The sequence below is a fragment of the Microbacterium sp. 11MF genome, from assembly GCF_000383475.1.
In the GTDB taxonomy this organism is placed as follows: domain Bacteria; phylum Actinomycetota; class Actinomycetes; order Actinomycetales; family Microbacteriaceae; genus Microbacterium; species Microbacterium aquilitoris.
In genome coordinates this window covers 782,199-807,259 of sequence record NZ_KB911460.1, presented here as the reverse complement: position 1 = coordinate 807,259, position 25,061 = coordinate 782,199, and the positions used below count along the sequence as shown (strand labels likewise).

19 protein-coding genes, 1 tRNA gene and 1 other RNA gene are annotated in these 25,061 nt (G+C 70.8%); 9 read left to right on the top strand and 12 right to left on the bottom strand.

What is annotated here, in order from left to right; translation table 11 throughout:
* The 5 genes from H286_RS0110855 to ffs form a co-directional block, all read right to left on the bottom strand.
* Entirely contained in the window at positions 1-2,607 is a 2,607-nt protein-coding gene (locus H286_RS0110855; RefSeq protein ID WP_018187027.1) for a glycoside hydrolase family 65 protein, read from the bottom strand.
* Between the two features lie 69 nt (positions 2,608-2,676).
* Positions 2,677-3,399: an HAD family hydrolase gene (locus tag H286_RS0110850; protein ID WP_028497491.1), complete on the bottom strand. Its 723-nt coding sequence runs from the start codon at positions 3,397-3,399 to the stop codon at positions 2,677-2,679.
* 22 nt (positions 3,400-3,421) lie between these two features.
* Positions 3,422-4,645 (bottom strand): acetate kinase, encoded by a 1,224-nt coding sequence (locus H286_RS0110845; RefSeq protein WP_020098175.1) that lies wholly within the window; start codon positions 4,643-4,645, stop codon positions 3,422-3,424.
* Complete coding sequence (gene pta / locus H286_RS0110840; RefSeq protein WP_020098174.1) at positions 4,642-6,780, bottom strand: phosphate acetyltransferase; 2,139 nt, start codon at positions 6,778-6,780, stop codon at positions 4,642-4,644. Before pta ends, H286_RS0110845 begins: the two co-directional genes overlap by 4 nt.
* Before the next feature lie 74 nt (positions 6,781-6,854).
* An RNA gene (gene ffs, locus H286_RS14815) (signal recognition particle sRNA small type) lies at positions 6,855-6,951 on the bottom strand.
* Between the two features lie 91 nt (positions 6,952-7,042).
* Here ffs and H286_RS0110835 point away from each other — a divergent pair.
* The 3 genes from H286_RS0110835 to H286_RS0110825 are packed head-to-tail and all read left to right on the top strand — an operon-like array spanning position 7,043 to position 11,568.
* On the top strand, positions 7,043-8,074 hold the full coding sequence (locus tag H286_RS0110835) for an AAA family ATPase (RefSeq protein WP_020098173.1): 1,032 nt from the start codon (positions 7,043-7,045) through the stop codon (positions 8,072-8,074).
* Between the two features lie 13 nt (positions 8,075-8,087).
* Positions 8,088-9,335: a DUF58 domain-containing protein gene (locus tag H286_RS0110830; protein ID WP_020098172.1), complete on the top strand. Its 1,248-nt coding sequence runs from the start codon at positions 8,088-8,090 to the stop codon at positions 9,333-9,335.
* Positions 9,325-11,568, top strand: coding sequence for a transglutaminase family protein (locus H286_RS0110825; protein WP_018187021.1), 2,244 nt, complete (start codon positions 9,325-9,327; stop codon positions 11,566-11,568). The genes H286_RS0110830 and H286_RS0110825 overlap by 11 nt, the downstream gene beginning before the upstream one ends.
* A 78-nt stretch (positions 11,569-11,646) precedes the next feature.
* On the opposite strand, the gene H286_RS0110820 is transcribed toward H286_RS0110825, so the two are convergent.
* The 3 genes from H286_RS0110820 to H286_RS0110810 all read right to left on the bottom strand — a co-directional run bounded on the left by H286_RS0110820 (position 11,647) and on the right by H286_RS0110810 (position 13,104).
* A tRNA-Ser gene (locus H286_RS0110820) sits at positions 11,647-11,735 on the bottom strand.
* A gap of 72 nt (positions 11,736-11,807) precedes the next feature.
* Positions 11,808-12,584 carry an isocitrate lyase/PEP mutase family protein gene (locus tag H286_RS0110815; protein WP_020098171.1) on the bottom strand — a complete coding sequence of 259 codons (777 nt, stop codon included), beginning with the start codon at positions 12,582-12,584 and terminating at the stop codon, positions 11,808-11,810.
* A gap of 73 nt (positions 12,585-12,657) precedes the next feature.
* A complete protein-coding gene (locus H286_RS0110810) occupies positions 12,658-13,104 on the bottom strand; it encodes an SRPBCC family protein (RefSeq protein WP_020098170.1) in 447 nt (148 codons plus the stop codon).
* Positions 13,105-13,249: 145 nt separating this feature from the next.
* Between H286_RS0110810 and H286_RS0110805 the strand changes: the two genes are divergently transcribed.
* On the top strand, positions 13,250-14,047 hold the full coding sequence (locus tag H286_RS0110805) for a hypothetical protein (protein WP_020098169.1): 798 nt from the start codon (positions 13,250-13,252) through the stop codon (positions 14,045-14,047).
* A 4-nt stretch (positions 14,048-14,051) separates the two neighbouring features.
* Here the strand turns inward: H286_RS0110805 and H286_RS0110800 are convergent, their stop codons facing one another.
* Positions 14,052-14,570 carry a GNAT family N-acetyltransferase gene (locus H286_RS0110800; protein WP_231370942.1) on the bottom strand — a complete coding sequence of 173 codons (519 nt, stop codon included), beginning with the start codon at positions 14,568-14,570 and terminating at the stop codon, positions 14,052-14,054.
* Positions 14,571-14,718: 148 nt separating this feature from the next.
* On the opposite strand from H286_RS0110800, the gene H286_RS0110795 reads away from it, so the two are divergent.
* The 5 genes from H286_RS0110795 (at position 14,719) to H286_RS0110775 (ending at position 22,228) form a co-directional block, all read left to right on the top strand.
* Positions 14,719-15,897: an ROK family transcriptional regulator gene (locus tag H286_RS0110795; RefSeq protein WP_020098167.1), complete on the top strand. Its 1,179-nt coding sequence runs from the start codon at positions 14,719-14,721 to the stop codon at positions 15,895-15,897.
* 109 nt (positions 15,898-16,006) lie between these two features.
* Positions 16,007-17,368, top strand: coding sequence for an extracellular solute-binding protein (locus tag H286_RS0110790; protein ID WP_028497490.1), 1,362 nt, complete (start codon positions 16,007-16,009; stop codon positions 17,366-17,368).
* Positions 17,369-17,372: 4 nt separating this feature from the next.
* Entirely contained in the window at positions 17,373-18,317 is a 945-nt protein-coding gene (locus H286_RS0110785) for a carbohydrate ABC transporter permease (protein ID WP_018187014.1), read from the top strand.
* A complete protein-coding gene (locus H286_RS0110780) occupies positions 18,314-19,189 on the top strand; it encodes a carbohydrate ABC transporter permease (RefSeq protein WP_018187013.1) in 876 nt (291 codons plus the stop codon). The genes H286_RS0110785 and H286_RS0110780 overlap by 4 nt, the downstream gene beginning before the upstream one ends.
* Positions 19,190-19,234: 45 nt before the next feature.
* A complete protein-coding gene (locus H286_RS0110775) occupies positions 19,235-22,228 on the top strand; it encodes an alpha-mannosidase (RefSeq protein WP_020098165.1) in 2,994 nt (997 codons plus the stop codon).
* A 6-nt stretch (positions 22,229-22,234) separates the two neighbouring features.
* On the opposite strand, the gene H286_RS0110770 is transcribed toward H286_RS0110775, so the two are convergent.
* From H286_RS0110770 to H286_RS0110760, 3 genes are read right to left on the bottom strand one after another with little or no spacing between them, the layout of a single operon-like run.
* Entirely contained in the window at positions 22,235-23,314 is a 1,080-nt protein-coding gene (locus H286_RS0110770) for a DNA glycosylase AlkZ-like family protein (RefSeq protein ID WP_020098164.1), read from the bottom strand.
* A gap of 32 nt (positions 23,315-23,346) precedes the next feature.
* Complete coding sequence (locus tag H286_RS0110765) at positions 23,347-24,078, bottom strand: sulfurtransferase (protein WP_020098163.1); 732 nt, start codon at positions 24,076-24,078, stop codon at positions 23,347-23,349.
* A gap of 41 nt (positions 24,079-24,119) precedes the next feature.
* On the bottom strand, positions 24,120-25,058 hold the full coding sequence (locus tag H286_RS0110760; RefSeq protein WP_020098162.1) for an aldo/keto reductase: 939 nt from the start codon (positions 25,056-25,058) through the stop codon (positions 24,120-24,122).
* Positions 25,059-25,061: the final 3 nt, after the last annotated feature.

The window sequence follows — 25,061 nt, the reverse complement described above, 5'->3', positions numbered from 1 at the left end:
TCAGACCCTCGCGGTCACGTCGCCCGCGTCGATCGCGGGGATCTGCTGCGTCCGGGTGTCGGGTTCGCCCGCGGCATCCGTGTTCTCGGAGTCGGCCGTCACGATGGGGATCGTTCCGGTGTGCACGGGGACGGAGGTGGCGGCGGTCGCATCGGGCACCGATGCCGACAGCAGCGTGCCGTCCTCGCGGAGCTGCTCGCCGATCTGCTTCAGCGTCGGACGACCCGGGATGACGGGGCCCTGGCCCTGCAGCGGCACCGTGACCGTCTCGCCGCCCGCGACCGTGTAGCCGGCGCCGCGGACCGTGAACGAGACCCCCGGTCCGTCGCCCGCCGTGACGACCATCTCGTCGCGGCGGACGGTGATCTGCAGGCGGGTGCCGTGCCAGTGCAGCGTGTACGACAGCGACGGCCAATCCGCAGGCAGACGCGGGTCGAAGCTCAGCGCACCGCGGTGGTCGCGCATCCCGCCGAACCCGGCGACGAGGGCCGTCCACACGCCGCCGGCCGAGGCCACGTGCACGCCGTCGGACGCGTTGCTGTGCAGGTCGCCGAGGTCGACGAAGGCGGATTCGCGGAAGTACTCCAGCGCGAGGTCCTGGTACCCCACCTCGGCGGCGAGGATCGCCTGGACGACCGCGGACAGCGTCGAATCCCCCGTCGTCAGCGCGTCGTAGTACTCGAAGTCGGCGAGCTTCTCGGCGGGGGTGAACTGGTTGCCCTGCAGGTACAGCGCGAGCACGACGTCGGCCTGCTTGAGCACCTGGTACCGGTAGATCACGAGCGGGTGGAAGTGCAGCAGCAGCGGGCGCTGCTCCTCGGGGGTGTTCTCGAGGTCCCACACCTCGCGCTCGAGGAAGACCGCGTCCTGCGGGTGGATGCCGAGGGCTTCGCTGTACGGGATGTGCATGGCCTCGCCGGCGCTCTGCCAGGCGGCCGGCTCCGCCTCGTCGAGGTCGAGCCGCTCCGCCATCGCCCGATAGGACTCGGGCTGGTCGATCGCCATCTCGCGGACGACCCTGGCCGCATACCGGAGGTTGTAGCGGGCCATGACGTTCGTGAACAGGTTGTCGTTGACGACGGTCGTGTACTCGTCGGGACCCGTCACGCCGTGGATGTGGAAGCTCTCGGGGTCACCGGTCTCGGTGAACCGCCAGAAGCCGAGCGTCGCCCACAGGCGCGCGGTCTCGACGAGGATGTCGACGCCCTCCCGGTAGAGGAAGTCGGTGTCGCCGGTGGCGCGGACGTACTTGCCGAGGGCGAAGGCGATGTCGGCGTTGATGTGGTACTGCGCGGTCCCGGCGGCGTAGTAGGCGGACGCCTCTTCGCCGTTGATGGTGCGCCAGGGGAACAGCGCTCCCGCCTCGTTCAGCTGGCCGGCGCGCTTCCGCGCAGCGGGGAGCATGAGGTACCGCATCCGCAGCGCGTTCCGCGCCCAGAGCGGAGTCGTGTAGGCGAGGAAGGGCAGGACGTAGACCTCGGTGTCCCAGAAGTAGTGGCCGCTGTAGCCCGATCCCGTGACGCCCTTGGCGGGCACGCCGAGCGAGTCCGCCCGGGCGGCCGCCTGTGCGAGCTGGTACAGGCACCAGCGCGTCGCCTGCTGGAGGTCGTCGTGGCCCTCGATGACCACGTCCGAGCGCTCCCAGAACGCCGAGATCCAGGCCTCCTGGCGATCGAAGAGGTTCTGGATGCCCTCGTGCTCGACCCGGTCGAGGGTGCGACGGGCTCGCTCGACCAGTTCCCGCGCGGGGACGCCGCGGGACGTGTGGTACGCCACGGCCTTCGTGATCGTGACGGGCACCCCCTGGCGCGCCTGCACCCGGAAGACGTTCTTGGCGATGTCGGGCTCGACGAGGGAGCGGGACGAGTACTCGTTGTCGGTCTCGACGAGGTGGTCGGCGACGACGGCCACCGTCATGCCCGATTCGCTCACCTTGTAGGACAGCGCGGCGCGGTCGCCGTCCTGCCAGTAGTCCTCGGGCTGCAGCACGCGGTCCTGGAAGCCGTCGGCCTTGCGCGGGTCGAAGCCGGCCGAGGCCTGCTTTCCCAGGCCTCCGCCGCCGTAGACGTCCTGACCGTCCTGCCGGTTGATCAGCTGACAGCTGACGGTGACGGGCGCGTCGGCGTTGAGGACGGTGACCGAGATCCGCATGACGGCGACGTGCCGCTCCTCGAACGAGACCAGCCGCTCGTAGTCGATCACGACGTCCTTGCCGCTCGGTGTCATCCATCGGATGTGGCGGGTGAGGACGCCCCGGCGCATGTCGAGGGCGCGCTCGTACTCTCGGAGGTCGGCGATGTCGAGCGAGAGGGGCTCGTCGTCGACGTAGACGCGCATGACCTTGCTGTCGGGCGCGTTGATGATCGTCTGACCGACCTCGGCGAACCCGAACGCGCGCTCGGCGTGGCGGATCGGGAAGACCTCGTGGAAGCCGTTGAGGAAAGTGCCGTGCTCGTGGGCGTGGCGGCCTTCGGGGTGGTTGCCGCGCAGACCCAGGTAGCCGTTCCCCTCGGCGAAGAGGGTCTCGGTGACGCCGGGGTCGTCCAGCGAGAACGACGTCTCGACGAGACGCCACGGGTCCACGGGGAAGCGCTGACGATCGATCATGAGGGTCCTTCTTCGGGTGGCAGGACGAGAAGCGGGGGGATGCCGGTGGCGCGGGCGCGCCGGGGTGGATCAGACGAAGACGGCGAGGTCGTCGACGACGACGTGAGCGCCGGCCTCGCGCAGGGCGGCTTCCCCTGCGCCGCGGTCGACACCCACCACGAGACCGTACCCGGCCGCGGCGGCCGAGCGCACGCCGGAGTGCGCGTCCTCGACGGCGGCGCTGTGCCGAGGGTCGACGCCGAGCATCTCGGCCGCGCGGGCGAAGACGTCGGGGGCGGGCTTGGAGTCCAGGTGCTCGGCCTCGGCGACGACGCCGTCCATGATGACCGGGAAGCGGTCGATGATGCCGGCGGCGGTGAGGACCTCGCGGGCGTTCTTCGAGCTGGAGACCACCGCGATCGGGACGCCGGCTGCCTGCAGCTTCTCGACGAGGGCGAGCGAGCCCGGGTAGGCGGCGATGCCGTCGGCGCGGAGGACCCGCTCGAAGACGACGTTCTTGCGGTTGCCGATCCCGCACACGGTGTCGGCGGACGGGTCGTCGGAGGGATTGCCCCAGGGGACCTCGACGTCGCGGGAGCGCAGCAGGCTCGCGACGCCGTCGTAGCGCTTCTTGCCGTCGAGGTGCTCGAAGTAGTCGCCCTCGGCGTAGGCCGGTTCGATGCCCCAGGCCGAGAACAGCTCGGTGAACATGCTCTCCCAGGCGTGCATGTGGACCTCGGCGGTCGGCGTGAGCACGCCGTCGAGGTCGAAGAGGACGCCGTCGAAACGGGTGAGGTCGGGGAGCTCGGCCATCGTCACGCCTCCAGCGTATCCGTCACGCCGTCGCGACCGTGTGAGCCTGGCGGGCGATCTCGAGTTCCTCGTCCGTCGGGACGACGAGGACGGTGACGGGCGAGTCGTCGGTCGAGATGATACGGATGCCGCGCTCGCGGGAGGCATTGCGCTCGGCATCCACTCGCACCCCGGCGAAGCCGAACGTCTCGAGAGCCGCCGCCCGCACCACGGCGGAGTTCTCGCCCACGCCCGCGGTGAACGAGATGACGTCGGCACCGCCGAGCTGGGCCAGATACGCGCCGATGTACGCGCGGAGCCGGTGGATGTAGACGTCGAACGCGAGCGTGGCGTCGGCATCCCCCGCCTGCCGACGCGCGTCGATGTCGCGCATGTCCGAGGCGCCGGCGAGACCGAGGAGCCCGCTCCTCTTGTTCAGGAACGAGTCGAGCTCGCCCGGGGCCATGTCCTCGCGTCGGGCGAGGACGCCGAGGACGGAGGGGTCGATGTCGCCCGAACGGGTCCCCATCACGAGGCCCTCGAGCGGGGTGAGCCCCATCGACGTGTCGACGGATTCGCCCCCGCGGATGGCGGTCGCCGAGGCGCCGTTGCCCAGGTGCAGCACGATCTGCGACAGCCCCGTGAGCGGGCGACCGAGGAAGGCGGCGGCGGCCTCGCTCACGAACTTGTGGCTCGTACCGTGGAAGCCGTACTTGCGGATGCGGTGCTTCTGCGCCATCTCGCGATCGATGGCGTAGGTGAAGGCCGCCGCCGGCATCGTCTGGTGGAAGGCGGTGTCGAACACGGCCACGTGCGGGACGTCGGCGAAGGCGGCCCGCGCCGCGCGGATGCCCTGGAGCGCTCCCGGGTTGTGGAGCGGCGCGAGGGCCGAGAGCTCGTCGATGTTGATCTCGACGAGCGGGGTGACGAGGGTCGGCTCGAAGAAGCGCGCACCGCCCTGGACGACGCGATGGCCGACGGCGACGGGCCGTGCCCGATCGAGCGACGGACCCTGAGCGCCGAAGGCCTCGAGCATGACCGCGAAGCCGGTTGTGTGATCCGGGATCGGGCGTTCGATCCGCGTCGTCGCCTTCGTCGCGGTGACGCCGGCCCCCTCCTCGGCGAAGAAGACGGTGTGCGTGGCGACGCCGGTCGCCTCGCCGATCCGCTCCACGAGCCCCGACGCCAGGGCCCGCTCGGTCTCGACGTCCACGAGCTGGTACTTGAACGACGACGAACCGCTGTTGATGACGAGGACGGGGGTCATGCGCGGGTCTCCGGGGCTGCGGCATCCGCCGCGTTCTGGGCTTGGATCGCGGTGATCGCGATGGTGTTGACGATGTCTTCGACGAGCGCTCCGCGGGAGAGGTCGTTGATGGGCTTGTTGAGGCCCTGAAGGACCGGGCCCATCGCGACCGCGCCGGCCGAACGCTGGACGGCCTTGTACGTGTTGTTGCCGGTGTTGAGATCGGGGAACACGAACACGGTCGCCCGGCCGGCGACATCCGAGCCCGGCATCTTCGTCGCGGCGACCGCGGCGTCAGTGGCCGCGTCGTACTGGATGGGGCCTTCGACGAGCAGCTTCGGGGCGCGCTCGCGCACGAGCGCGGTGGCCTCGCGGACCTTCTCGACGTCGGCGCCCGAGCCGGACTCCCCCGTCGAGTAGGACAGCATCGCGACCCGCGGCGAGATCCCGAACTGGTCCGCCGTCGCGGCCGACGAGACGGCGATGTCGGCGAGCTGCGGGGCGGTCGGATCGGGGATCACGGCGCAGTCGCCGTAGACGAGCACGCGGTCGGCGAGCGCCATGAGGAACACGCTCGACACCACGTCGACGCCCGGCTTCGTCTTGATGATCTCGAACGCGGGACGGATCGTGTGCGCCGTCGTGTGCGCGGCACCCGAGACCATGCCGTCGGCGAGCCCCAGGTGCACCATCAGCGTGCCGAAGTAGGAGACGTCCGTGACGGTGTCGGCGGCCTGGCGGAACGTGATGCCCTTGTGCGCGCGGAGGCGCTCGTACTCCCGGGCGAACTTGTCGACGTGGACGGCGTCGAACGGGCTGAGGACCTCGGCGGCCTGGATGTCGAGACCCAGCTCGAGCGCGCGGGAGCGCACCTCGATCGGCTCGCCGAGGATCGTGATGTCGGCGATGCCGCGGGCGAGGGCCGTCGCCGCGGCGCGGAGGATGCGGTCGTCGCTCCCCTCGGGCAGCACGATGCGCCGGCGCTCGCTGCGCGCACGCTCGATGAGGCCGTACTGGAACATGAGGGGCGTGACGACGCTCGAGCTCGCGAGCCCGATGCGACGCAGCAGATCATCGGTGTCGACGTGCGTGTCGAAGAGCGCCAGCGCGGTGTCGTAGCGTCGCTGCGAGTGCGCCGCCAGTCGACCGCGCGCGCTCATGATGCCGCGGACGGTCTCGTACGTACCCTGATCGGTCGCGAGGATCGGGAGGTTCGAGTCGAGCCCGTCGATCAGCCGCTCGACGTGTTCGGGGAGCTCGAACGGACCGTAGAGGACGATGCCCGACAGCGACGGGAAGGTTCCGGACGCATTCGCCAACAGTGCCGCGAGGAGCACTTCGGTGCGGTCGGCTGCGACGGCGAGGATCGCCGCCTCTTCGAGCCGCGGCAGGACGTTGTTGAGCGACATGCCCGCCACGACGACGTGCAGCACTTCGCGGTCGAGAAGGGTCTCGTCGCCCTTGACCAGGCTCGCCCCGAGCGAACGGGCGACATCGCCCACGGACGGAGCAACGAGGTAGGCATCCTCCGGGATCGCCCAGACGCCGATGTCGCCCGCCGCAGCGGGGACCTCCCGGACGGCTGCGACGATGTCGTCGAGGCGCTCCGGGTCGGCCCGGTTGACGACGACCGCGAAGATCCCCGCGCGCTCGTGCTTGAGCTCCGCCAGGGCGAGGGTGGCGAGGTTCCCCACCTGCTCGGGCGACAGACCCCCGGCATCCGGCGAACGCTCCCCGTCGGCGGGCTGACCGGCCAGTACGACGAGCACCGGAGCGCCGAGGTTCGCGGCGATCCGGGCGTTGTACCCGAGCTCGGCGGGACTGCCCACGTCGGTGTAGTCGCTGCCGACGATGACGACGGCGTCGCACTGCGCCTCGACAGCCTTGTAGCGCTCCACGATGCGGCCGAGAGCGGCATCCGGATCGGCGCGGACCTCGTCGTAGGTGGCGCCGATGCACTCGTCGTAGCCGAGGTCGACACCGTCGTGGTCGAGGAGCATCTCAAGCACGTAGTCGCGTTCATCGGTCGAGCGGGCGATCGCTCGGAAGACCCCGACGCGTGGCGACCGACGGCTCAGGGTGTCGAGGACACCCAGGGCGATCGTCGACTTGCCGGAGTGACCTTCGGCGGAGGTGATGTAGATGCTCTGAGCCACGCATCCAGCCTAGGCTCGCGGGTCGATGACCGGGCTGGGAGCCGAGGCTGCGGTCGAAGCGGGTACCCCCGCAAAAATAAGACTCTCCGCGAACCCGGCAGAGCCCGGTTACCCTTGCTACGTTTCCGTCCTGGGGGAGTTGGCCTGGGTGCCGTCTCGCGGAGAGCTGCTGCAAGTCTACCCGACGTCGGGCGCCCGCCTACGACGGCCGGGTTAGCATCGGTCCGGGCGCGCTGCTGCGCCGACCGCGTGAGGGGGACGGATGACCGACGACCAGACGACCATGACGGCGCCGGGGGGCGGGACCGCGACGCGGTCCACCAGCCGGGTCGATGCGACCGTGTTCGCCGAGACGACGACCGCACTCGTCGAGTCGGTGTCGAAGGTCATCGACGGCAAGCCGCACGCCGTCCGTGCCGCTCTGGTCTGCCTGCTGGCCGAAGGTCATCTGCTGATCGAGGACGTCCCCGGCGTCGGCAAGACGATGCTCGCCCGCGCGCTGGGCTCCTCGATCCGGGCGACCGTGCGCCGCATCCAGTTCACTCCCGACCTGCTGCCCAGCGACGTGACCGGCGTGAGCGTCTACGACCAGTCCGAGGGACGCTTCGACTTCAAGCCCGGGGCGATCTTCGCCCACATCGTGATCGCCGACGAGATCAACCGCTCCTCCCCCAAGACGCAGTCCGCACTGCTCGAGGCGATGGAGGAGCGCCAGGTGACCGTCGACGGCACGAGCCGAGGTCTGCCGGATCCGTTCCTCGTCGTCGCGACCCAGAACCCTCTCGAGATGGAGGGCACCTACGCGCTCCCCGAAGCGCAGCGCGACCGGTTCATGATGCGCATCTCGATGGGGTACCCGGATGCCGCGAACGAAGCGCTCATGCTGCGCCAGCGCGACAGCGCGAACCCCCTCGACGCAATCCGTCCGGTGATCACCGCCGAGAGCGTCGCCTCGCTCATCTCCTGGGCACGGACGGTCCACGTCTCGCCCGCCGTCGAGGAGTACGCCGTCGCGCTGTCGCGGGCGACGCGCGAGCACTCGGACCTGCGACTGGGCGCGAGCCCCCGCGCGACGCTGCAGCTCATCCGCGCCGCGAAGGTGTGGGCCGCCCTCGAAGGACGCGAGTACGTCATCCCCGACGATCTCGTGGCGCTGATCGAGCCCGTCTTCGCCCACCGGCTGATTGCGGCTCGGGGCGGGGCGGTGTCCCGCGGACGGGGCGGGGCAGACCTCGTCGCCGCCGCACTCGAGCAGGTCGTGGGCTCGGTGCGCGTCCCCATCGCCGCGCGCTGACCGGTCGCCCGTCATGACGCGATGGCCGCTGACCCCTCGCGGCACGGGAGCGGTCCTCCTGGGCCTCGCCTCTTTCGTGCTGGCGCCGATCGTCGGCGTGCCGGCGCTCGTGTTCTTCGGCGTCCTCCTCGTGGCGGTCGTGGGGCTGTCCTTCGCCTCGCTGTGGCTCGGTCACCGGGCCGACGGCGTGCATCGCTCGTTCGCCCCGGGCGTGGCCGCCGTGGGTGGCGAGGTGGACGTCCGGGTCCGGGTCGATTCGCGCTCCATGCTGCCGACGGTCGTGGGAACCTGGCACGACAGGCTGCCCCGGGGTGTCGAAGGCGAGCCGACCGGCGTCTATCCGGCGCTCCGCTCGGGGCTCGCCGCGGGCAGCCACCGCGTGGACATCGCCTACCGTGTGCATGCGCGGCGGCGGGGGGTGCGCCCGATCGGTCCGCTCGTGGTCGAGACCACCGATCCCTTCGGTCTGACGCGCCGGCTGCAGCAACTCGGCGGGAGCGTGCCCCTCACGGTGACCCCTGCCTTCATCCCGCTCGAGGTCCTCGACGACCTCCCCGGCGCCGCCGGCGGCACGATGCAGTCCACCACCGACCGACTCGGGCAGGGTGCCGACAACCTCATCCCCCGCGCGTACGCTCCGGGCGATTCGATGCGCCGCATCCACTGGCGCGCCAGCGCGCATCGCGGTGAGCTCATGGTGCGGCAGGAGGAGCGCGAGTCCAACCCCGAGGCCGTCATCGTGTTCGATCGGACCGCCGCCCGTTGGACGAGCGAGGCCCTGCGCTCCCCGGGCGAGGATCCCGGCTTCGAGGCGGCGGTCTCGACGGTGGTCTCGGCGGCGGCCCGATTCGTTCGCGAGGGCTACAGCGTCGCCGTCATCGACGTGGACGGCGCCGAACTCGTCCCGGGGCTCGAGGGGGGCGACACCACGGCGCTCGAGGCGATGACGACGGCTTTCGCGACCCTCACGGCTCGGCGCGACGGCTCGCTCCGGGATCTCGCTCCCCTGTTCGCCGGCTCCACGCTCGGCCCGGTGGTCGTCGTGACCGGTGAGGTGGACGTGACGGATGCCGCCTCCCTCGCTCCCGTCGTGACGCACAGCAGCATGCCCGTCCTGTTCGTCGAGGCCAGCGCGGATGCCGCGCTGCGGACGGCGCGGGAGGCCGGGTGGCGCGTGCACCGCCTCGAACCCGAGGACGAGCTCGATTCGCTGTGGCCGGGCGGGGTCGGCACGGAGGGGATGCGCGCTCATGCCGGCTGAACCGCAGGGCGCCGCGCGCCCCCGCTACGACGGGCCGTCGACCGTCGCGCTCCTCCTCGGTCTCGTGGCAGCCCTCGTCCCGCTGTTCAGCGTGATCGCCGGCGGCGCGTGGGCTGCACTCGCCTTCGTCCTCGCCGGTCTGCTGCTCGGCGCCGGGTACCTGCTGCGCCGGCTCCGGCTCGGTGCGCTCGTCGTGACCCCGTCCCTCCTGGCGATCTGGATCGCGACGATGACGGCCGTGTTCTTCTCGGATGTCGCCTGGTTGTTCGTCATCCCCTCGGGTGAGGCGTTCGCCCGGGTGCCGCGACTGGTCGAGATCGCGAGCTCGGACATCGCCGTCGGCGTCGCGCCGCTCGAGGCTTCGGCCTCCCTCACGTTCCTCATCGTCGGCGCCGTCGGCTTGCTCGCGGTCGCCCTCGACCACGTCGTCCTGACGGCGCGGATGCCGCTGCTCGCCGGTGTCGCCCTGATCGCCGTCTGGCTGATCCCGACGCTGGCCGTGCCGCAGGTGATGGACCTGTGGGCCTTCGCGTTCCTCGCGGTCGTCCTGCTGTGGCTGCTGCGCGCAGAGACCCGCGCCCGCCACCGTGCGCGGTCCGCCGACGCACCGCGCGGCGGTGTCGGCGCCGTCGCGGCCGTGATCGCCGCATCCGCCATCGTCATCGCCGTGATCGCCGCGCCGGCGCTGCCGACGCCGGCCGCCCCCAGTGGCGGGTTCGGCGGGGGCACATCGATCGACGCGTCGCTGAACCTCGGCGACGACCTGCGCCGACCCGCGGAGATTCCCGTGGTCCGGCAGTGGAGCGCCGCGGCGGCCCCGGCCTACCTGCGCGTCGCGACCCTCACCGAGCTGGAGGGGAACTCGTGGCAACCCGACCGCAACCGCTCCGTGCCGATCGATGAGTGGGCGCCCGAGGACTCCGCCGCCGACGGCATCGAGATCGTGGAGGACCGGCGCACGGTCGAGGTCCTCGACCTCTCCTCTGCGCAGCTGCCCGTCCCCGCGGACGCGGTCTCCTTCGACGGGGTGACCGGGAGCTGGCGGATCACCGCTGCGAACGGAACGGTCGCCTCGCCCACCTCCGCCGCACGCGGCCAGACGTTCGAGGTCGTGAGCCGGACGCCGCGGCCCACCCTCGAGCAGGCGCGCGCGGCCGAGGCCCGCGGCGGCCCCCGCGAAGCGGTGGAGCTCCCGGCCGACACCCCGTCGCAGATCGCCGATCTGGCGACGGAGGTGACGGCCGACTCCTCGAACGACTACGACCGTCTGCTCGCCCTGCAGTCGTGGTTCCGCGGGCCGAGTTTCGACTACTCGCTCTCGGCTCCGGTCGAGGAGGGCTTCGACGGCTCCGGCGTCGAAGCCGTCGAGCGATTCCTGCAGGTGCGGTCGGGGTACTGCGTCCATTTCGCGTCGGCATTCGCGATCATGGCGCGGACCCTCGACATGCCCTCCCGCGTCGTCGTGGGATTCCTCCCAGGCCTCCCGACCGGCGACGTCGAGGGCGACGATCGCGTCTATCAGGCCACGACCGCCCAACTGCACGCCTGGCCCGAGGTCTTCTTCGCGGGCATCGGCTGGGTCGCCTTCGAACCCACCAAGAGCCTCGGCGCCGCACAGAGATTCGCCTCGGAGGACGACGGCTCGAACGAGCCCGAGCCCGAGCCGTCGGCGACCGCCACGCCGCAGCCGACCTCGACCGCGTCGGCGGCACCACGACCCGACGAGGACCCCACCGCGGGCGCCACGCCCACGACGACCTTCTCCGTCGTCACCGTGCTGCCGGTCCTGGGGATCGTGGCCGGCGTCATCCTCCTGCTCTCCCTTCCCGGTCTCGCCGGCGCGGTCGTCTCCCGCCGACGCCGGTCGCAGGCGCGACGCGGCAGCGCCGCTGCGGCGTGGCGTCTCGTGCAGGACACGGCGCTCGACCTCGGCATCCCGGTGCCCGAATCGGAGTCGCCGCGGGCGTTCGGCGAGCGGCTCCAGGCCGACCACGGCGGTCCGCCGGTCGCGCTGGATCGGCTCGTGGGCGCCGTCGAGCGCTCGAGCTACGCGCAGCCTGGTTCGTTCGGCGACGCCGACGGTGACGAGCTCGTGACGGATGCCGCCGCGATCCGCGCCGGGCTGTTCGCCGCCGTGTCGGTGCCACGTCGCCTTGCGGCGCGTCTGCTGCCGCGCTCGCTCGTCGTCCACCCGGGGTCGACCTTCGCCGAGGCGATGCCGCTGCAGCGCTGAGGTCCCGGCAGCGCTGAGGACCCGGCAGCTCCGGGAACGACGAAGCCCCGCACCATCAGGTGCGGGGCTTCGTTCCGGCGGAAGCGACAGGATTTGAACCTGCGAGACGAGTTACCCCGCCTACATGGATTCCAGCCATGCTCCTTCGGCCGCTCGGACACGCTTCCAACGGGAGAGCCTACCACGCAGGCTCCGCCCGCCCTGTCGAAGGTCGCGCTCCGGCATCCGTCCCGCTGCCGTCAGTTGAGGGCTCGGGTGCTGTCCGGGATCACGCCGTCCCGGTACAGATCGGCGGCGAGATCCTGGTACGCCGTCAACGCGACGCGCTGGGTGAGCGGGCCATAGGAGATGCGGGCGACGCCGAGCTTCTCGTATTCGGCCGCGCGGAGGGCGCCGGGCAGTCCGATCACGCTGACCCGGCCGATGCCCTCGACCAGGCGGGCCGTGGTGTCGGCGTCGAGCGCTCCGGGCACGAAGACGACGTCGGCGCCCGCGTCGAGGAACGCGCGACCGCGCGCGATGGCATCGGCGATCGACTCCTCGAGCGGGCGGTCCCCTGCTCTGGCGATGGCGTCGGTGCGGGCGTTGAGCGCGAACGGGACACCCTCGGACTCGGCTGCCGCGACGGCGCCGGCGACCCGCGCGACGGCCTCGTCGAAGGGCCGGAGACGGTCTTCCATGTTGGCGCCGACGATGCCGACGCCGATCGCCCGGCGGATCGTGTCGCCGGTGTCCTCATACCCGTCGTCGAGGTCGGCCGACACGGGGACGTCGCCGGCGGCCTCGACGATCCGGCCCACCATGTCGAGCGTCGTCTCGAGGGGGATCGTGCCGTCGTCGTAGCCGAAGGATGCCGCGATCGAGTGGCCCGCGGTCGCGATCGCTCGTGTCTCGGGCAGAGCGAGCACGGCCTTCGCCGAGATGACGTCCCACACGTTGATGACGCGGAGGATCTCGGGGGCGGCGTGCAGGTCGCGAAGGCGGCGAGCGCGGCCTTCGAGGGAGAGAGTGGTCATGTTCCCACCGTGCCACGACGGCCCGGTGGAATGCACCACCGGGCCGTCGCGAGCAGTCGGACGCGCCGACCGCTCAGCCCACGTCGCCTCTCCAGGCACCGGTTTCAGCGCCGCGGGATTCGATGAATTCCTTGAACTTCTGCAGGTCCTTCTTGACCGCGTGGTCGTCGACGCCGATGGCGGCGCCGACGGTCTCGACGAAGCCCTCGGGCTTCCAGTCGAGCTGCACCGTGACGCGCGTCTCCGTGTCGCTCAGGCGGTGGAAGGTCACGACGCCGGCGTGATCCTCGTCGACGCTCTTCCACGCGACGCGCTCATCCGGATGCTGCTCCGTGATGTGCGCGGTGAACTCACGCTCCACGCCGCCGATCTTCACATTCCAGCGGTTCGTCGTGTCGTCGATCTGCGTGATCGACTGGACGTAGCTGAGGAAGTGGGGGAAGGACTCGAACTGGGTCCACTGGTTGTACGCGGTCGACACCGGCACACTGACATCGACCGTTTCGATGATGCTGGCCACGATTCTCCTCTCGTCGCGATGTGCCGTCCATGATCGGCGGCGTTCCGGATGCCGCCCCAGGGGCTTGCGCCGGTGGCGTCCGATTCGATAGACGGCCCGAGTAGGCTCGACGACGACTCCCGCCACGTCGACGCAAGGAGCTCCCGTGCGCACTCCCGTCCTGCCCCTGTCCATCGCGGCCGTGGCGGCGGTCCTCGCCCTGACGGGATGTACCGGGCCCGCCGAACCGGGCCCCACCGATCCGCCGTCGACGGCGACGACCACCCCCACGGAACCCGGCACGCCCTCGTCGACCCCCACAGCGGCTGCGCCGGTCGTCGAGAAGCCGGTCGAATGCGAGACCCTCGATCTCACCGCGACCACCGTCACCGGCGGAGACCTCGGCCCCTGCATCCAGGCGGTCCTCGTCCGCTACGACAGCGGCACGCTGACGATCTCGGGCGACGAACTGGCCGGGAAGATCGTCTACCACTACGACCCGATGTTCGAGTTCCGGGGCGAGCTGGAGAGCGGTGCCGGCCCGGCATCCATCAGCTTCGTCGACGGCGCGATGCTCCTCGACGACGGGGACGGACCGGTCGTCGCCGACGTGGACTCGGCGGATGCGTCACAGCAGGAGGCCGGGTCGACGGCGGAGATCTACCGCGTATTCTCCGACCCCGGCTTCATGGGCGATCTGATCGGCGCCGGCGAGACGTGGCAGGTCTCCCCCGAGCCCGAGGACGTCGAGACGCCCGACGGCACCGTCGAGGCCTACCGGCTCGTGAGCGCGGCACCGTACACGTGGTACGACATCCCGGTCGAGTCCTACACCCTCTGGATCACGACCGAAGGACTGCCCGTGGCCGCCGAATCCACCACAGGGTTCCTCGGACGCACCGCGACGATCACGCAGAAGCTGTCAGGGCTGGGCGACCCGGTGACGATCTCGCCGCTGTCCTGACCCGTCAGCGCCGCGCGAGCGCGGCGAGCGCGTCGCCGGCCATCCGCTGCGTCGTCCACTCCTCCATGCCCTCGGCACCGATCGAGCGATAGAAGCCGACGGCCGGCGCGTTCCAGTCGAGCACCGTCCATTCGAGCCGCGGGTAGCCGCGCTCGAGGGCGACGGCCGCCAGCGAACCCAGGAGCGCCGTGCCGTACCCGCGCCCGCGATCGGTCTCGTCGACGAACAGGTCCTCGAGCCAGATCCCGTGGCGTCCCGTCCAGGTCGAGAAGGTGAGGAACCACACCGCGATCGCCCGGATGCCGCCGTCCCGCTCGATCACGTGGGCGAACGCCTTCGGGTCGTCGCCGAACAGCGCGGAGGTGAGGTCGCCGACCGTCGTGCGGACGGCATCCGGCTCCCGCTCATAGGCCGCGAGGGCGTGGATCGCGGCCAGGATGCCGGCTTCGTCGCCGGGCCGCGCGACGCGCAGCACAGCGCCGTCTTCGAGGGTGCGGGCGGCCAGAGGTGAGGGCGAGGACATGCCACGAATGTAGCGGGCCCGGCAGGGGATCGCCGGTCGCCGCGGGGCGCGCTACGCTCGATCAACCGCCCCTCGGAGCAAAGCAGGTTCACCCATGGCCAGACGCGGCGCAAATCAACCCAGCGTCGGTGGTTACAACGAAGCGGTCGTGCTGGACCAGATCCGTCGTTCGCACGGCCACAGCCGTGTCGAGCTGGCCGACACCACCGGCCTGTCCGCGCAGACCGTCTCGAACATCGTGCAGCGACTCCTCGACGCGGGGATCGTGGAAGAGGCGGGGCGCACCAGCTCCGGCCGGGGCAAGCCGCGCACGACCCTGCGCCTGGTCGGCAGCAGCCGCTACGCGATCGGCGTGCACCTCGATCCCGGTCTGATCACCGTCGTCGTCCTCGGGATCGACGGCGACGTCGTCAGCCGCCACGCGCGAGCGACCCCGACGGCGCAGGACCCCTCCGACACCGTCGACGTGCTCATCCAGGACATCGAGATGGTCCTCACCGAATCGGGCATCGACCGCACTCGCATCGTCGGCCTCGGCATCGCCGCCCCCGGTCCCATCGACGTGCACCGCGGCATCGTGCTGGATCCGCCCAACCTGGCGGGGTGGCACCGCGTGCCCCTGCGCGACGCGATCGCCGAGGCGACGGGCCTTCCCGTCGTGCTCGAGAAGGACGTCACCGCCGCCGCGGTGGCCGAGAAGTGGACGGACGAGGCCGACGGCGCGCAGAACTTCGCGTTCCTCTACCTTGGCACCGGTCTCGGCGTCGGCCTCGTCATCGGCGACGAGGTCGTCCGCGGCGGGTCGGGCAACGCGGGCGAGATCGGCCACATCGTCGTCGACCCGGACGGCCTTCCGTGCGCGTGCGGACTGCGCGGCTGCATCGCCGTCAGCTGCGCACCGCTTCCCCTGATCGAAGAGGCCGAGCGACGCGGAGTCATCCCCGCCGAGCGCCCCGACGACCACCCGACCGGGGTGGACGCCGCGATGACCCGACTCGTGGCGCTGGCAGAGGCGGGCGACCAGGGTGCCGACGAGCTCTTGCGCCGGTGCAGCGAGCATGTGGCGCGGGCATTGGCCGTGGTGTCGAACCTGCTCGACGTCGACCGGATCGTGATGGGCGGACCGCTCTGGGACCGCGTCGGCCAGATGTTCACCGACACGATCCCGGCCCGGCTCGACGAGCTGCGTGCGGCCCGGGGCGTGCACCCCGTGACGGTGTCCGGAACCGTCCTGGGATCGGACGTCGGAGCGATCGGAGCGGCCTGCCTGATCCTCGACGAGGCGCTCACCCCGCGGACGACGTCGCTGCTGGTTCCGTCGGCGTGATCCCAATCACGTCACGGTCTCCGGTGCGCCTTGACTCACGTAATTCCAGCCATTTGACTTACGGGGTCCGGACATCGGGTACGGGCGTCATGGTCAGCAAGGGGGCCCCGTGAGAATTCGCACCGCCATCACGTCCATCGCCGCAGCAGCCGCTGCCGTCCTCGTTCTCGGGGGGTGTTCCGCGGATCCCGGCGGATCCGAGGGCGACACCGTGACGGTCGTGTACGTGAAGACGAACGCGTTCACCGCGATGGACACCCTCATGAAGACGGCGAAGAAGGAGTTCGAGGCATCCCACGACGGGATCACCGTCGACCTCGAGCCGATCACCGCGAGCGACGACGACTACAAGACACGTCTGCAGCTCTCGCTCGCCTCCCCCAACACGGCACCGGATGTGTTCTACGAGGACTCCTTCTCGGTCCGCAGCGACATCGAAGCGGGCTACCTGCTGGACCTCGACGACAAGGTCGGCGCGTGGAAGGACTGGGAGCAGTTCGACGAGAACGCCCGCACTGCCGGCGAGGGCGCCGACGGCAAGGTCTATGCGCTGCCCCTGGGCACCGACACCCGCGTGATCTGGTACAACAAGGACGTCCTCTCGAAGGCCGGCATCGCGTTGCCATGGCAGCCCGAGAGCTGGGACGACATCCTCGCCGCCGCGGCGCAGATCAAGAAGAGCCAGCCCGACGCGGTGCCCTTCAACATGTACGCCGGAACCGGCACGGGCGAAGGCACCGTCATGCAGAGCTTCTACGAGCTGCTCTACGGCACTGGCGACGGGACCGGCCTCTACGATGACGAGTCCGGCAAGTGGGTCGTCGGCTCGCAGGGCTTCGTCGACTCGCTGACCTTCCTGCAGACCCTCTACGACGAGGGCTACGCCGTCAGCCCCGACAAGGCGCTCGACCCCAACGTGTGGCAGTCGGTCTTCGGAGACATGTTCCCTAAGGCGACCCTCGGCGCGACGGTCGAAGGCTCGTACACGCCGTCGTTCTGGGCGGAGGGCGGCGACTTCGCGTGGCCCGAATACGCCGACAAGATGGGCGTCGCGCTGTTCCCGACACAGGACGGTCAGGAGCCGGGAGGCGTGAGCATGTCGGGCGGGTGGACGCTCGCGGCCTCGGCCCAGACCGACGTCCCCGACCTCGCGTTCGAGTTCATGACGACGGTCGTCAACAAGAAGAACGCGCTCTGGTACGCCGTCAACAACTCCCAGATCGCCGTCCGAAAGGACGTGGCCGCGGACCCGGAGTACCTCGAGGCGAATCCGTTCGTGAAGGCGGTGACGGATGCCGTCTCGGTCACCCACTTCCGCCCCGCCAACAGCGACTACCCGCAAATCTCCGTCGCAGCCCAGGAGGCCACGGAAGCCGTCATCACCGGACAGCAGTCCCCCGCCGAGGCAGCCGCCGCATACGACGACGCCGTCCGCAAGATCGCCGGCGACGACGGAGTCGTCACCGGGTGAGCGTATGACGACGACCCTCGCACCGCCCCCCGACCCGGCCGTGCCCGCCCGCCGGCGCGCGCGCACGCGGGTCGGGTCGCGTGCGACACCGGCACGAGCCGTTCCCCTGCTGCCCGCCGTCGGCCTGCTCCTGGTCTTCCTGGCCGGTCCGATCGTGTGGGCCGTGGCGGGCTCTCTGACCGATCGCGCCCTCACCGGGGTGAGCGCGGCGAAACCGGAGTTCGTCGGCCTCGACAACTTCACGCGTCTGTTCGCCGATCCGGTCCTGCCCCTGTCGGTCCTGCTGACCGTCGTGTTCGTCGTGGGGTCGGCGATCATCGGACAGAACGTCCTCGGGATGCTGCTCGCCGTCCTCTTCCGCGCCGGGAGCCGGGCCGTCGCCGGCACCGTCGGTGTGGTCGTCGTGACCGCCTGGGTCCTGCCCGAGATCGTCGCGGCATTCGTCAGCTACGCGTTCCTCTCGGCCGACGGCACGCTCAACGGAGTGCTGTCGCTCGTCGGCATCCAGGGCCCGAACTGGCTGTACTCGCTGCCGCTGCTCGCCATCATCCTGGCCAACACCTGGCGCGGCACGGCGTTCTCGATGATGATCTACCGCGCGGCCCTCGACGACGTGCCGCCCGAGGTGACCGAGTCGGCCATGATCGACGGCGCCGGCACCTGGAAGCGACTCCGGTTCATCACCCTCCCCATGATCTCGGGCACGATCTTCACGAACCTGCTCCTGACGACCCTGCAGACCCTGTCGGTGTTCACCCTCATCTGGGTGATGACCAAGGGCGGCCCCGGCGACCTGTCGTCTACGCTGCCGGTGTTCGCCTACTCCCAGGCGTTCTCGTTCGGCGACATCGGCTACGGCAATGCGATCGCGATCGTCATGCTGGCCCTCGGCGCGGTGTTCTCGCTCGCGTACGTCGTCTCGCTCCGTCGACGGGGCGGCGTCGGGTGAGCGCCGCGACCGCGACGCGCCGACCGCGGCGGGCGCCGAGCGTGGCCTCGCCGCGCCGTCGTGCCACCCGGTTCTGGGCGAACCTCGTCCTCATCGTCATCGGCCTGCTGTTCGCCGCGCCTCTCGCGTGGGTCATCCTGGCTTCGATCGACTCCGCGGCGACCTACCGGGTCGCCTGGCCGGCACAACCGACGCTCGACAACTTCACCGACGTCCTGACGCCGGAACTCACGCTGCGCCCTCTCGTCAACAGCCTGCTGCTGTCGACGGGAGCAGCCGTCGTGACCGTCGTGACGGCCGTCCTCGCCGCCTATCCGCTGTCGCGCTACCGGTCCCGCTTCAACGGGCCGTTCCTCTACTCGGTGCTCTTCGCGAGCTGCCTGCCGATCACGGCGATCATGGTGCCGGTCTACAGCCTGTTCGTGCAGCTGCGCCTGATCAACCAACCGTGGGCGGTGACGCTCTTCCTCGCGGCCAGCGCACTGCCGATGGCGCTGTGGATGACGAAGAACTTCATGGACTCCGTCCCGGTCAGCTTGGAGGAGGCCGCCTGGGTCGACGGCGCCAGCGCGATGCGGGCCCTGTTCACGGTCGTCGTCCCCCTCATGCGGCCCGCTCTCAGCGTCGTCTTCGTGTTCGTCTTCCTGCAGGCGTGGGGCAACTTCTTCGTCCCCTTCGTGCTGCTCCTGACCCCCGACTGGCAACCCGCCGCCGTGTCGATCTACGCCTTCTTCGGGCAGTACGGCGCCGTCGCCTACGGCCGTCTGGCCGCCTACTCGCTTCTGTACTCGGTCCCCGTCCTCGGCCTCTACCTGATCGTCACCCGCGGTCTCGGGGGGTCGTTCGCGCTCTCGGGTGCCGTCAAGGGCTGACCAGCACAGCCCCTCCTCCCGCCGCCTCTCTCCCGAAGGAACCCCATGCACCGCAACGACCGCCTGGCCCTGCAGCGCATCGACCGACTCGCCGGCGACCGCCTGCCGCCCGCCCTCTACCGCGAGACCGCTCCGCTCACGATCACCGCGTGGGAGGTGCCGGGCGAGCCCGTCCCGTTCGCCGAGGCGATCCGGCAGACCTACGATCCGGTGTCGGTGGGCGTGGCGTGGGGACGTCCGTGGGGCACGGTGTGGTTCCACGTCACCGGGAGCGTCCCGGCGTCCTGGCGGGGGACGAGCGGGACGCATCCCGAACTCGTCGTCGACCTCGGCTTCGACGCGTCCGGTCCCGGCTTCCAGGCCGAGGCGCTCGTCTTCCGCCCGGACGGCTCGATCGTCAAGGCCATCGAGCCGCGGAACGCCTCGGTCCCCGTCGAGGGCGACGAGATCGACCTCTGGATCGAGGCCGCCGGCAACCCCAGCGTCGCCGGCACCTTCACGTTCGCGGCCACCCCGCTCGGCGACCGGCGGACCGCGGGAGACGAGCCCATCTACCGGCTGCGTCGGCTGGAGCTCGGCCTTCTCGATGAGACCGTGTGGGAGCTGCAGCAGGACATCTGGACGCTCCGCGGTCTCGTCGACCAGCTCGAGCCGAACCGCACGCGTCACGCCCGTGTCCTCGCCGCCCTCGGCCGCGCCGTCGACGCCGTCGACCCCGACGACGTCACGGGCACCGCCGAGGCGGGGCGGGCCGAGCTGCGCGCGGTGCTCGCGGCCCCGGCATCCGCCTCGTCGCATCAGCTGACCGCGGTCGGTCACGCGCACATCGACTCGGCCTGGCTCTGGCCCATCCGCGAGACGGTGCGCAAGGTCGCCCGCACCTTCTCGAACGTCCTCGACCTCATCCGCACCGAGGACGACTTCGTCTTCGCCGCGTCGTCCGCCCAGCAGTACGCCTGGATGAAGGAGCACTACCCCGAGCTGTTCGGACGGATGAAGGATGCCGTCGCCGCCGGACGCTTCGCCCCGGTCGGGGGCATGTGGGTCGAATCCGACACGAACATGCCGGGCTCCGAAGCCCTCGCCCGCCAGTTCGTCGAAGGCAAGCGGTTCTTCCTCGAGGAGTTCGGCGTCGAGCCGCTCGAGGTGTGGCTGCCGGACTCGTTCGGCTACTCCGCGGCACTCCCCCAGATCATCCGGGCCGCCGGGTCGCGGTGGTTCCTCACGCAGAAGATCTCGTGGAACGAGACCAACCGGATGCCGCACCACACCTTCCTCTGGGAAGGCATCGACGGGACCCGCGTGTTCACACATTTCCCTCCGGTCGACACGTACAACTCCGAGCTGTCGGCCGCGGAACTCGCCCTCGCCGAACGCCAGTTCGCCGAGAAGGCGGATGCCTCGCACTCCCTCGTCCCGTTCGGGTGGGGCGACGGCGGTGGCGGGCCCACCCGCGAGATGATCGCCGCCGCGCGCCGTACGGCCGACCTCGAGGGGTCGCCGCGCGTGCACCTCGGATCACCGTCGCAGTTCTTCTCCGAGGCCGAGGCCGAGTACAGCGACCCGCCGGTGTGGTCGGGCGAGCTGTACCTCGAATACCACCGGGGCACCTACAGCGCCCAGGCGCGCACCAAGCGGGGCAACCGCCGCAGCGAGCACCTGCTCCGCGCGGCAGAGCTGTGGGCGACACTCGACACCGTCCGCACCGGAGCCGCCTACCCCGCCGAGCGCCTGCGCTCGCTGTGGCAGACGGTCCTCCTGCACCAGTTCCACGACATCCTGCCCGGCACGTCGATCGCCTGGGTGCACCAGGAGGCCGAGGCGACCTACGCACGCGTCGCGGCGGAGCTGCAGGAGATCATCAACACCGCCCTGCGCTCGCTGACCGGCGAGGGCGATCGGCAGCTGACCGCGAACGCGGCGCCGATGTCGCTGGCGGGCGCGCCGGCGCTCGCGGTCGCGGACGAGGCATCCGTCCTGCCCGTGGTCCCGGAGCCTGACGGTGACGGGTGGGCGTTCCGGCACGAGCGGTTCCACTGGGCGATCGACGCGCGGGGGCTCGTCGTGGGCGCGGTCGACCTCACGACGGGCCGCGAGCTCATCGACCCGGCCTTCCCGGGCGGCGTGCTGCAGCTGTTCCGCGACACCCCTCGCGAATGGGACGCCTGGAACATCGACGCCGAGGACGGCGCCCTCGGGACGACCCTCACGGATGCGGATGAGGTGGTCGTCGACGGTGCGGACCTCGTCGTGCGGCGGCGCTTCGGCGCGTCGGAACTCGAGCAGCGCTACCGCGTCGACCCGTTCTCGGGCGCCCTCGAGGTCGCCCTGCGCCTCGAGTGGCGGGAGCGGCAGAAGATGCTCAAGATCGCCTTCCCGCTGCGGGTGCGCGGCGAACGCACGGAGTCCGAGATCCAGTTCGGTCACCTCTCGCGCCCCGTCCACGCGAACACGACGTGGGATGCCGCGAAGTTCGAGACCGTGGCGCACCGGTGGATCCGCGTCGTCGAGGGCGACTACGGCGTCGCGGTGGCGAACGACTCCTCGTACGGCCACGACGTGCAGCGCGCACCCGGCCCCGACGGCGGAGCCCGGACGGTCGCGCGCGTGACACTCGTGCGCGCGCCCCTGTTCCCCGACCCCGAGGCAGACCAGGGCGCGCACGAGTTCCGACTCTCCGTCCTGCCCGCCGCGACCGTTGCGGGTGCGATCGGCGAGGGCCTCCGCCTCAACCTGCCTCCCTTCGCGGTGCAGGGTGCGGGCGAGGTCGCGCCGCTGCTCACGGTCGACGACCCCGGTGTGATCGTCGAGGCGGTCAAGCTGGCGGACGACGGCTCCGGAGACGTCATCGTGCGTCTTTACGAAGCGCTCGGCTCGGCACGGTCGGCGCAGCTGACGGCGGGCTTCGAGACCTCGACGGTCACGCAGACCGACCTGCTCGAGCGCGGGATCGAACCGACCGCGCTCCGCGCGTCATCGGGGACCGTCCGGCTCGACCTGTCGCCGTTCCAGCTCGTCACGCTGCGTCTGGCGCGCTGACCCGGATCACTCCAGCCCGCGGACCGGGACCCCGAGCCACTCGCCGAGGTCCCGGATCTCGGCGTGCACCATCTCGCGCTCGTCCTCATCGATCGGGGCGAGCTCGTGGACGGCGGCGACCACGAGGGTCTCCTTCTTCTTGTCGAGCGCCCCGTCGAGGAGGCCGACGAAACGATCGCCGACGAGGATCGGATGCGCGAAGTAGCCGTAGACCCGCTGGTGCTTCGGCTTGAACTGCTCGAGGACGAAGGTGAAGTCGAATAGTTCGGTCAGCCGCGGCCGGTCGAAGAGCATCCGGTCGTACGGGTTGAGGATCGCCGCACGGCCTCCGGGATCGTCGTCGAGCGCCGCGATCGCTTCGGGGTCGACGCGCCAGCGCCATGAGCTCCCCTCCACCTCGGCCTCGTCACCGGCCGTGCCGACGCCCGACCAGGACGATTTCTGCCGTGCGATGCCGAGCGCCTGCAGGCGGCGGCCCGCGAGCACCTCTTCGGCGTCGGTGGGGCTCATCGCGGCATCCGTCCCCGCATAGACCCGCTCGGGCAGGTCCCACACCCGCTGGCGTCCGACTCGCCCGCTGATCGCGACGTCGCCGAGGTACGACAGGAGTTCCAGCATCCGAGGCACCTGATTCGCCCCGTACCAGCCGCTCTCGTTCTTCGCCTGGACCGCGCTCGTGTCGGGGATCTCCGACGCCTGCAGCGGGCCGTCGCGGTCGAGGCGCCGCAGGATCTCGGCACGGAAGTCGGCGTTCGCATCGAGGTACTGTCGCGTCGCGCCGCCCAGCCTGCGTGTCGGCATGATCGCCCGGAGCGCGGGGAGGAGGGATGCCGGGCGGAAGTGCCCGTCGTACTCGAACAGCAGGCGGTCCGTCTCCACGGCTTTGGACAGCTGTCCCGGCTCGTACGCCCAGCCGATGCGCGACCAGCAGATCGACTGCTCGCTGGGGGCGATGACGGCCGTCGGGTCGATCTTGATCGCGGCGATCTGCTCGGCGACCTCGACGACGTCGCCGGGCCGCTCGGCGTCGAGCAGCTGCGCGCGCACCGCGATGCGGCGGGCCTCGTCCCTCGTGAGCCGGTGCATGGGATGAGGCTAGCCCCGACCTCCGACGCGGGTCAGCCCGTGGGCTGCAGCGACGCGTCGACGGTGCGGCGCTCGTCGAAGACGAAGCAGTCGCCCTCGAACCCGTCGGCGCCGACGTGCTCGAAGTAGCCGAGGATGCCGCCCTCGAGCTGGCGGGCGTCGATCCCGTCCTCGCGGAGGACGAGCGCAGCCTTCTCGCACCGGATGCCGCCGGTGCAGAAGCTGACGACGGTCTTGCCGACGAGCTCATCGCGGTGGGTCGAGGCGGCCTCGGGAAACTCGGTGAACTTCTCGATCCGCCAGTCGAGCGCGCCCGAGAAGGTGCCGTGGTCGACCTCGAACGCGTTACGGGTATCGAGCAGAACGACTTCGCGCCCGTCGTCGTCGACCCCCGCGTCGAGCCAGCGTCGGAGCGTCGTCGGGTCCACGGCGGGGGCTCGACCGGCTTCGGGTCGGATCGCGGGACGATCCATCCGGATGATCTCGCGCTTGTGCTTGACGAGCATCTTGCGGAACGGCTGCTCGTCCGACCAGCTCTCCTTCGTCGTGAGCGCGGCGAAGCGCTCGTCCTCGCGGAGCTCGTCGACGAATCCGTGGACCTCCTCGGCCGGTCCTGCCAGGAAGAGGTTGATGCCCTCCTCCGCGAGGAGGATCGTGCCGCGGAGTCCCCGAGCCTCCGTGCGCTCCTTCAGCACAGGACGCAGCGACGCGGGGTCGGCGATGTGCGTGAAGAGGTAGGCGGAGATGTTCAGGACGGATGCCACCCCACCAGGGTAATCGCGGGGCGGCATCCGTCCTTCGGAACTCAGCCGACGAACGGGGCGGAAGCCGCGTCGAGGGCGGCGACCTCGTCGGCGGCGAGGTCGATCGTCGCGCCGGCGATGAGAGCGTCGACCTGGTCGACCCGCGACGCCGACGCGATGGGGACGGTGCCCTTGGCGCGCAGCCAGGCGAGGGCGACGGATGCCGGGGCCACATCGTGCGCCGCTGCGACGTCGTCGAGCGCCGAGAGCACGGCGAGTCCCTCGGGGGTCGCGTAGGCCGCGGCCGATCCGGCACGCGGCGAGGACTGACCCGACGCGTCGGTGGAGCGGTACTTGCCCGTGAGGAACCCGCTGGCCAGGGCCGAGTACGGGACGACCGTGAGTCCGAGCTCCTCGGCGGCGGGCTTCACGTCGCGCTCGATCGCGCGATCGACGAGGTTGTACCGGGGCTGGGTGACGATCGGCTCCGCGACGCCCTGTTCGCGGGCCAGGCGCACCCACTCACGGGTGTTGTCGGCGGAGAAGTTCGAGATCGCCGGGTAGCGGATGAGGCCGTCGGAGACGAGCGCGCCGAACGCGGCCACGGTCTCTTCCAGCGGGGTCTCGTCGTCCTCTGCGTGGGCGTAGTAGACGTCGATCGTGTCGACGCCGAGCCGCGTGAGCGACGCCTCGGCTCCGGCCCGCACGTTGGCCGCTGACAGACCGGGGAACTCGGGGTGCTTCGAGACCTTCGTGGCGATTACGACGCCGGAGGGTCGTCGCGCGGCGATCCACTCGCCGAGGATCGTCTCGCTCTCGCCGCCGGAGTTGCCCGGCGCCCAGGCGCTGTAGACGTCCGCCGTGTCGACGAAGTCGCCGCCGGCAGCGGCGAAGGCGTCGAGGACGGCGAAGGAGGTGTCGCGGTCCGCCGTCCATCCGAAGACGTTGCCGCCGAAGGACAGAGGGAACACGGTCAGGTCGCTCGTACCGAGAACAGTCATGGT

What these genes read in the sequence shown, in the direction of transcription:
- H286_RS0110855 (WP_018187027.1), bottom strand. Translation starts at nt 2,607, where the DNA reads ATGATCGATCGTCAGCGCTTCCCCGTGGACCCGTGGCGTCTCGTCGAG.
- H286_RS0110850 (WP_028497491.1), bottom strand. Translation starts at nt 3,399, where the DNA reads ATGGCCGAGCTCCCCGACCTCACCCGTTTCGACGGCGTCCTCTTCGAC.
- H286_RS0110845 (WP_020098175.1), bottom strand. Translation starts at nt 4,645, where the DNA reads ATGACCCCCGTCCTCGTCATCAACAGCGGTTCGTCGTCGTTCAAGTAC.
- H286_RS0110835 (WP_020098173.1), top strand. Translation starts at nt 7,043, where the DNA reads ATGACCGACGACCAGACGACCATGACGGCGCCGGGGGGCGGGACCGCG.
- H286_RS0110830 (WP_020098172.1), top strand. Translation starts at nt 8,088, where the DNA reads ATGACGCGATGGCCGCTGACCCCTCGCGGCACGGGAGCGGTCCTCCTG.
- H286_RS0110825 (WP_018187021.1), top strand. Translation starts at nt 9,325, where the DNA reads ATGCCGGCTGAACCGCAGGGCGCCGCGCGCCCCCGCTACGACGGGCCG.
- H286_RS0110815 (WP_020098171.1), bottom strand. Translation starts at nt 12,584, where the DNA reads ATGACCACTCTCTCCCTCGAAGGCCGCGCTCGCCGCCTTCGCGACCTG.
- H286_RS0110800 (WP_231370942.1), bottom strand. Translation starts at nt 14,570, where the DNA reads ATGTCCTCGCCCTCACCTCTGGCCGCCCGCACCCTCGAAGACGGCGCT.
- H286_RS0110785 (WP_018187014.1), top strand. Translation starts at nt 17,373, where the DNA reads ATGACGACGACCCTCGCACCGCCCCCCGACCCGGCCGTGCCCGCCCGC.
- H286_RS0110775 (WP_020098165.1), top strand. Translation starts at nt 19,235, where the DNA reads ATGCACCGCAACGACCGCCTGGCCCTGCAGCGCATCGACCGACTCGCC.
- H286_RS0110770 (WP_020098164.1), bottom strand. Translation starts at nt 23,314, where the DNA reads ATGCACCGGCTCACGAGGGACGAGGCCCGCCGCATCGCGGTGCGCGCG.
- H286_RS0110760 (WP_020098162.1), bottom strand. Translation starts at nt 25,058, where the DNA reads ATGACTGTTCTCGGTACGAGCGACCTGACCGTGTTCCCTCTGTCCTTC.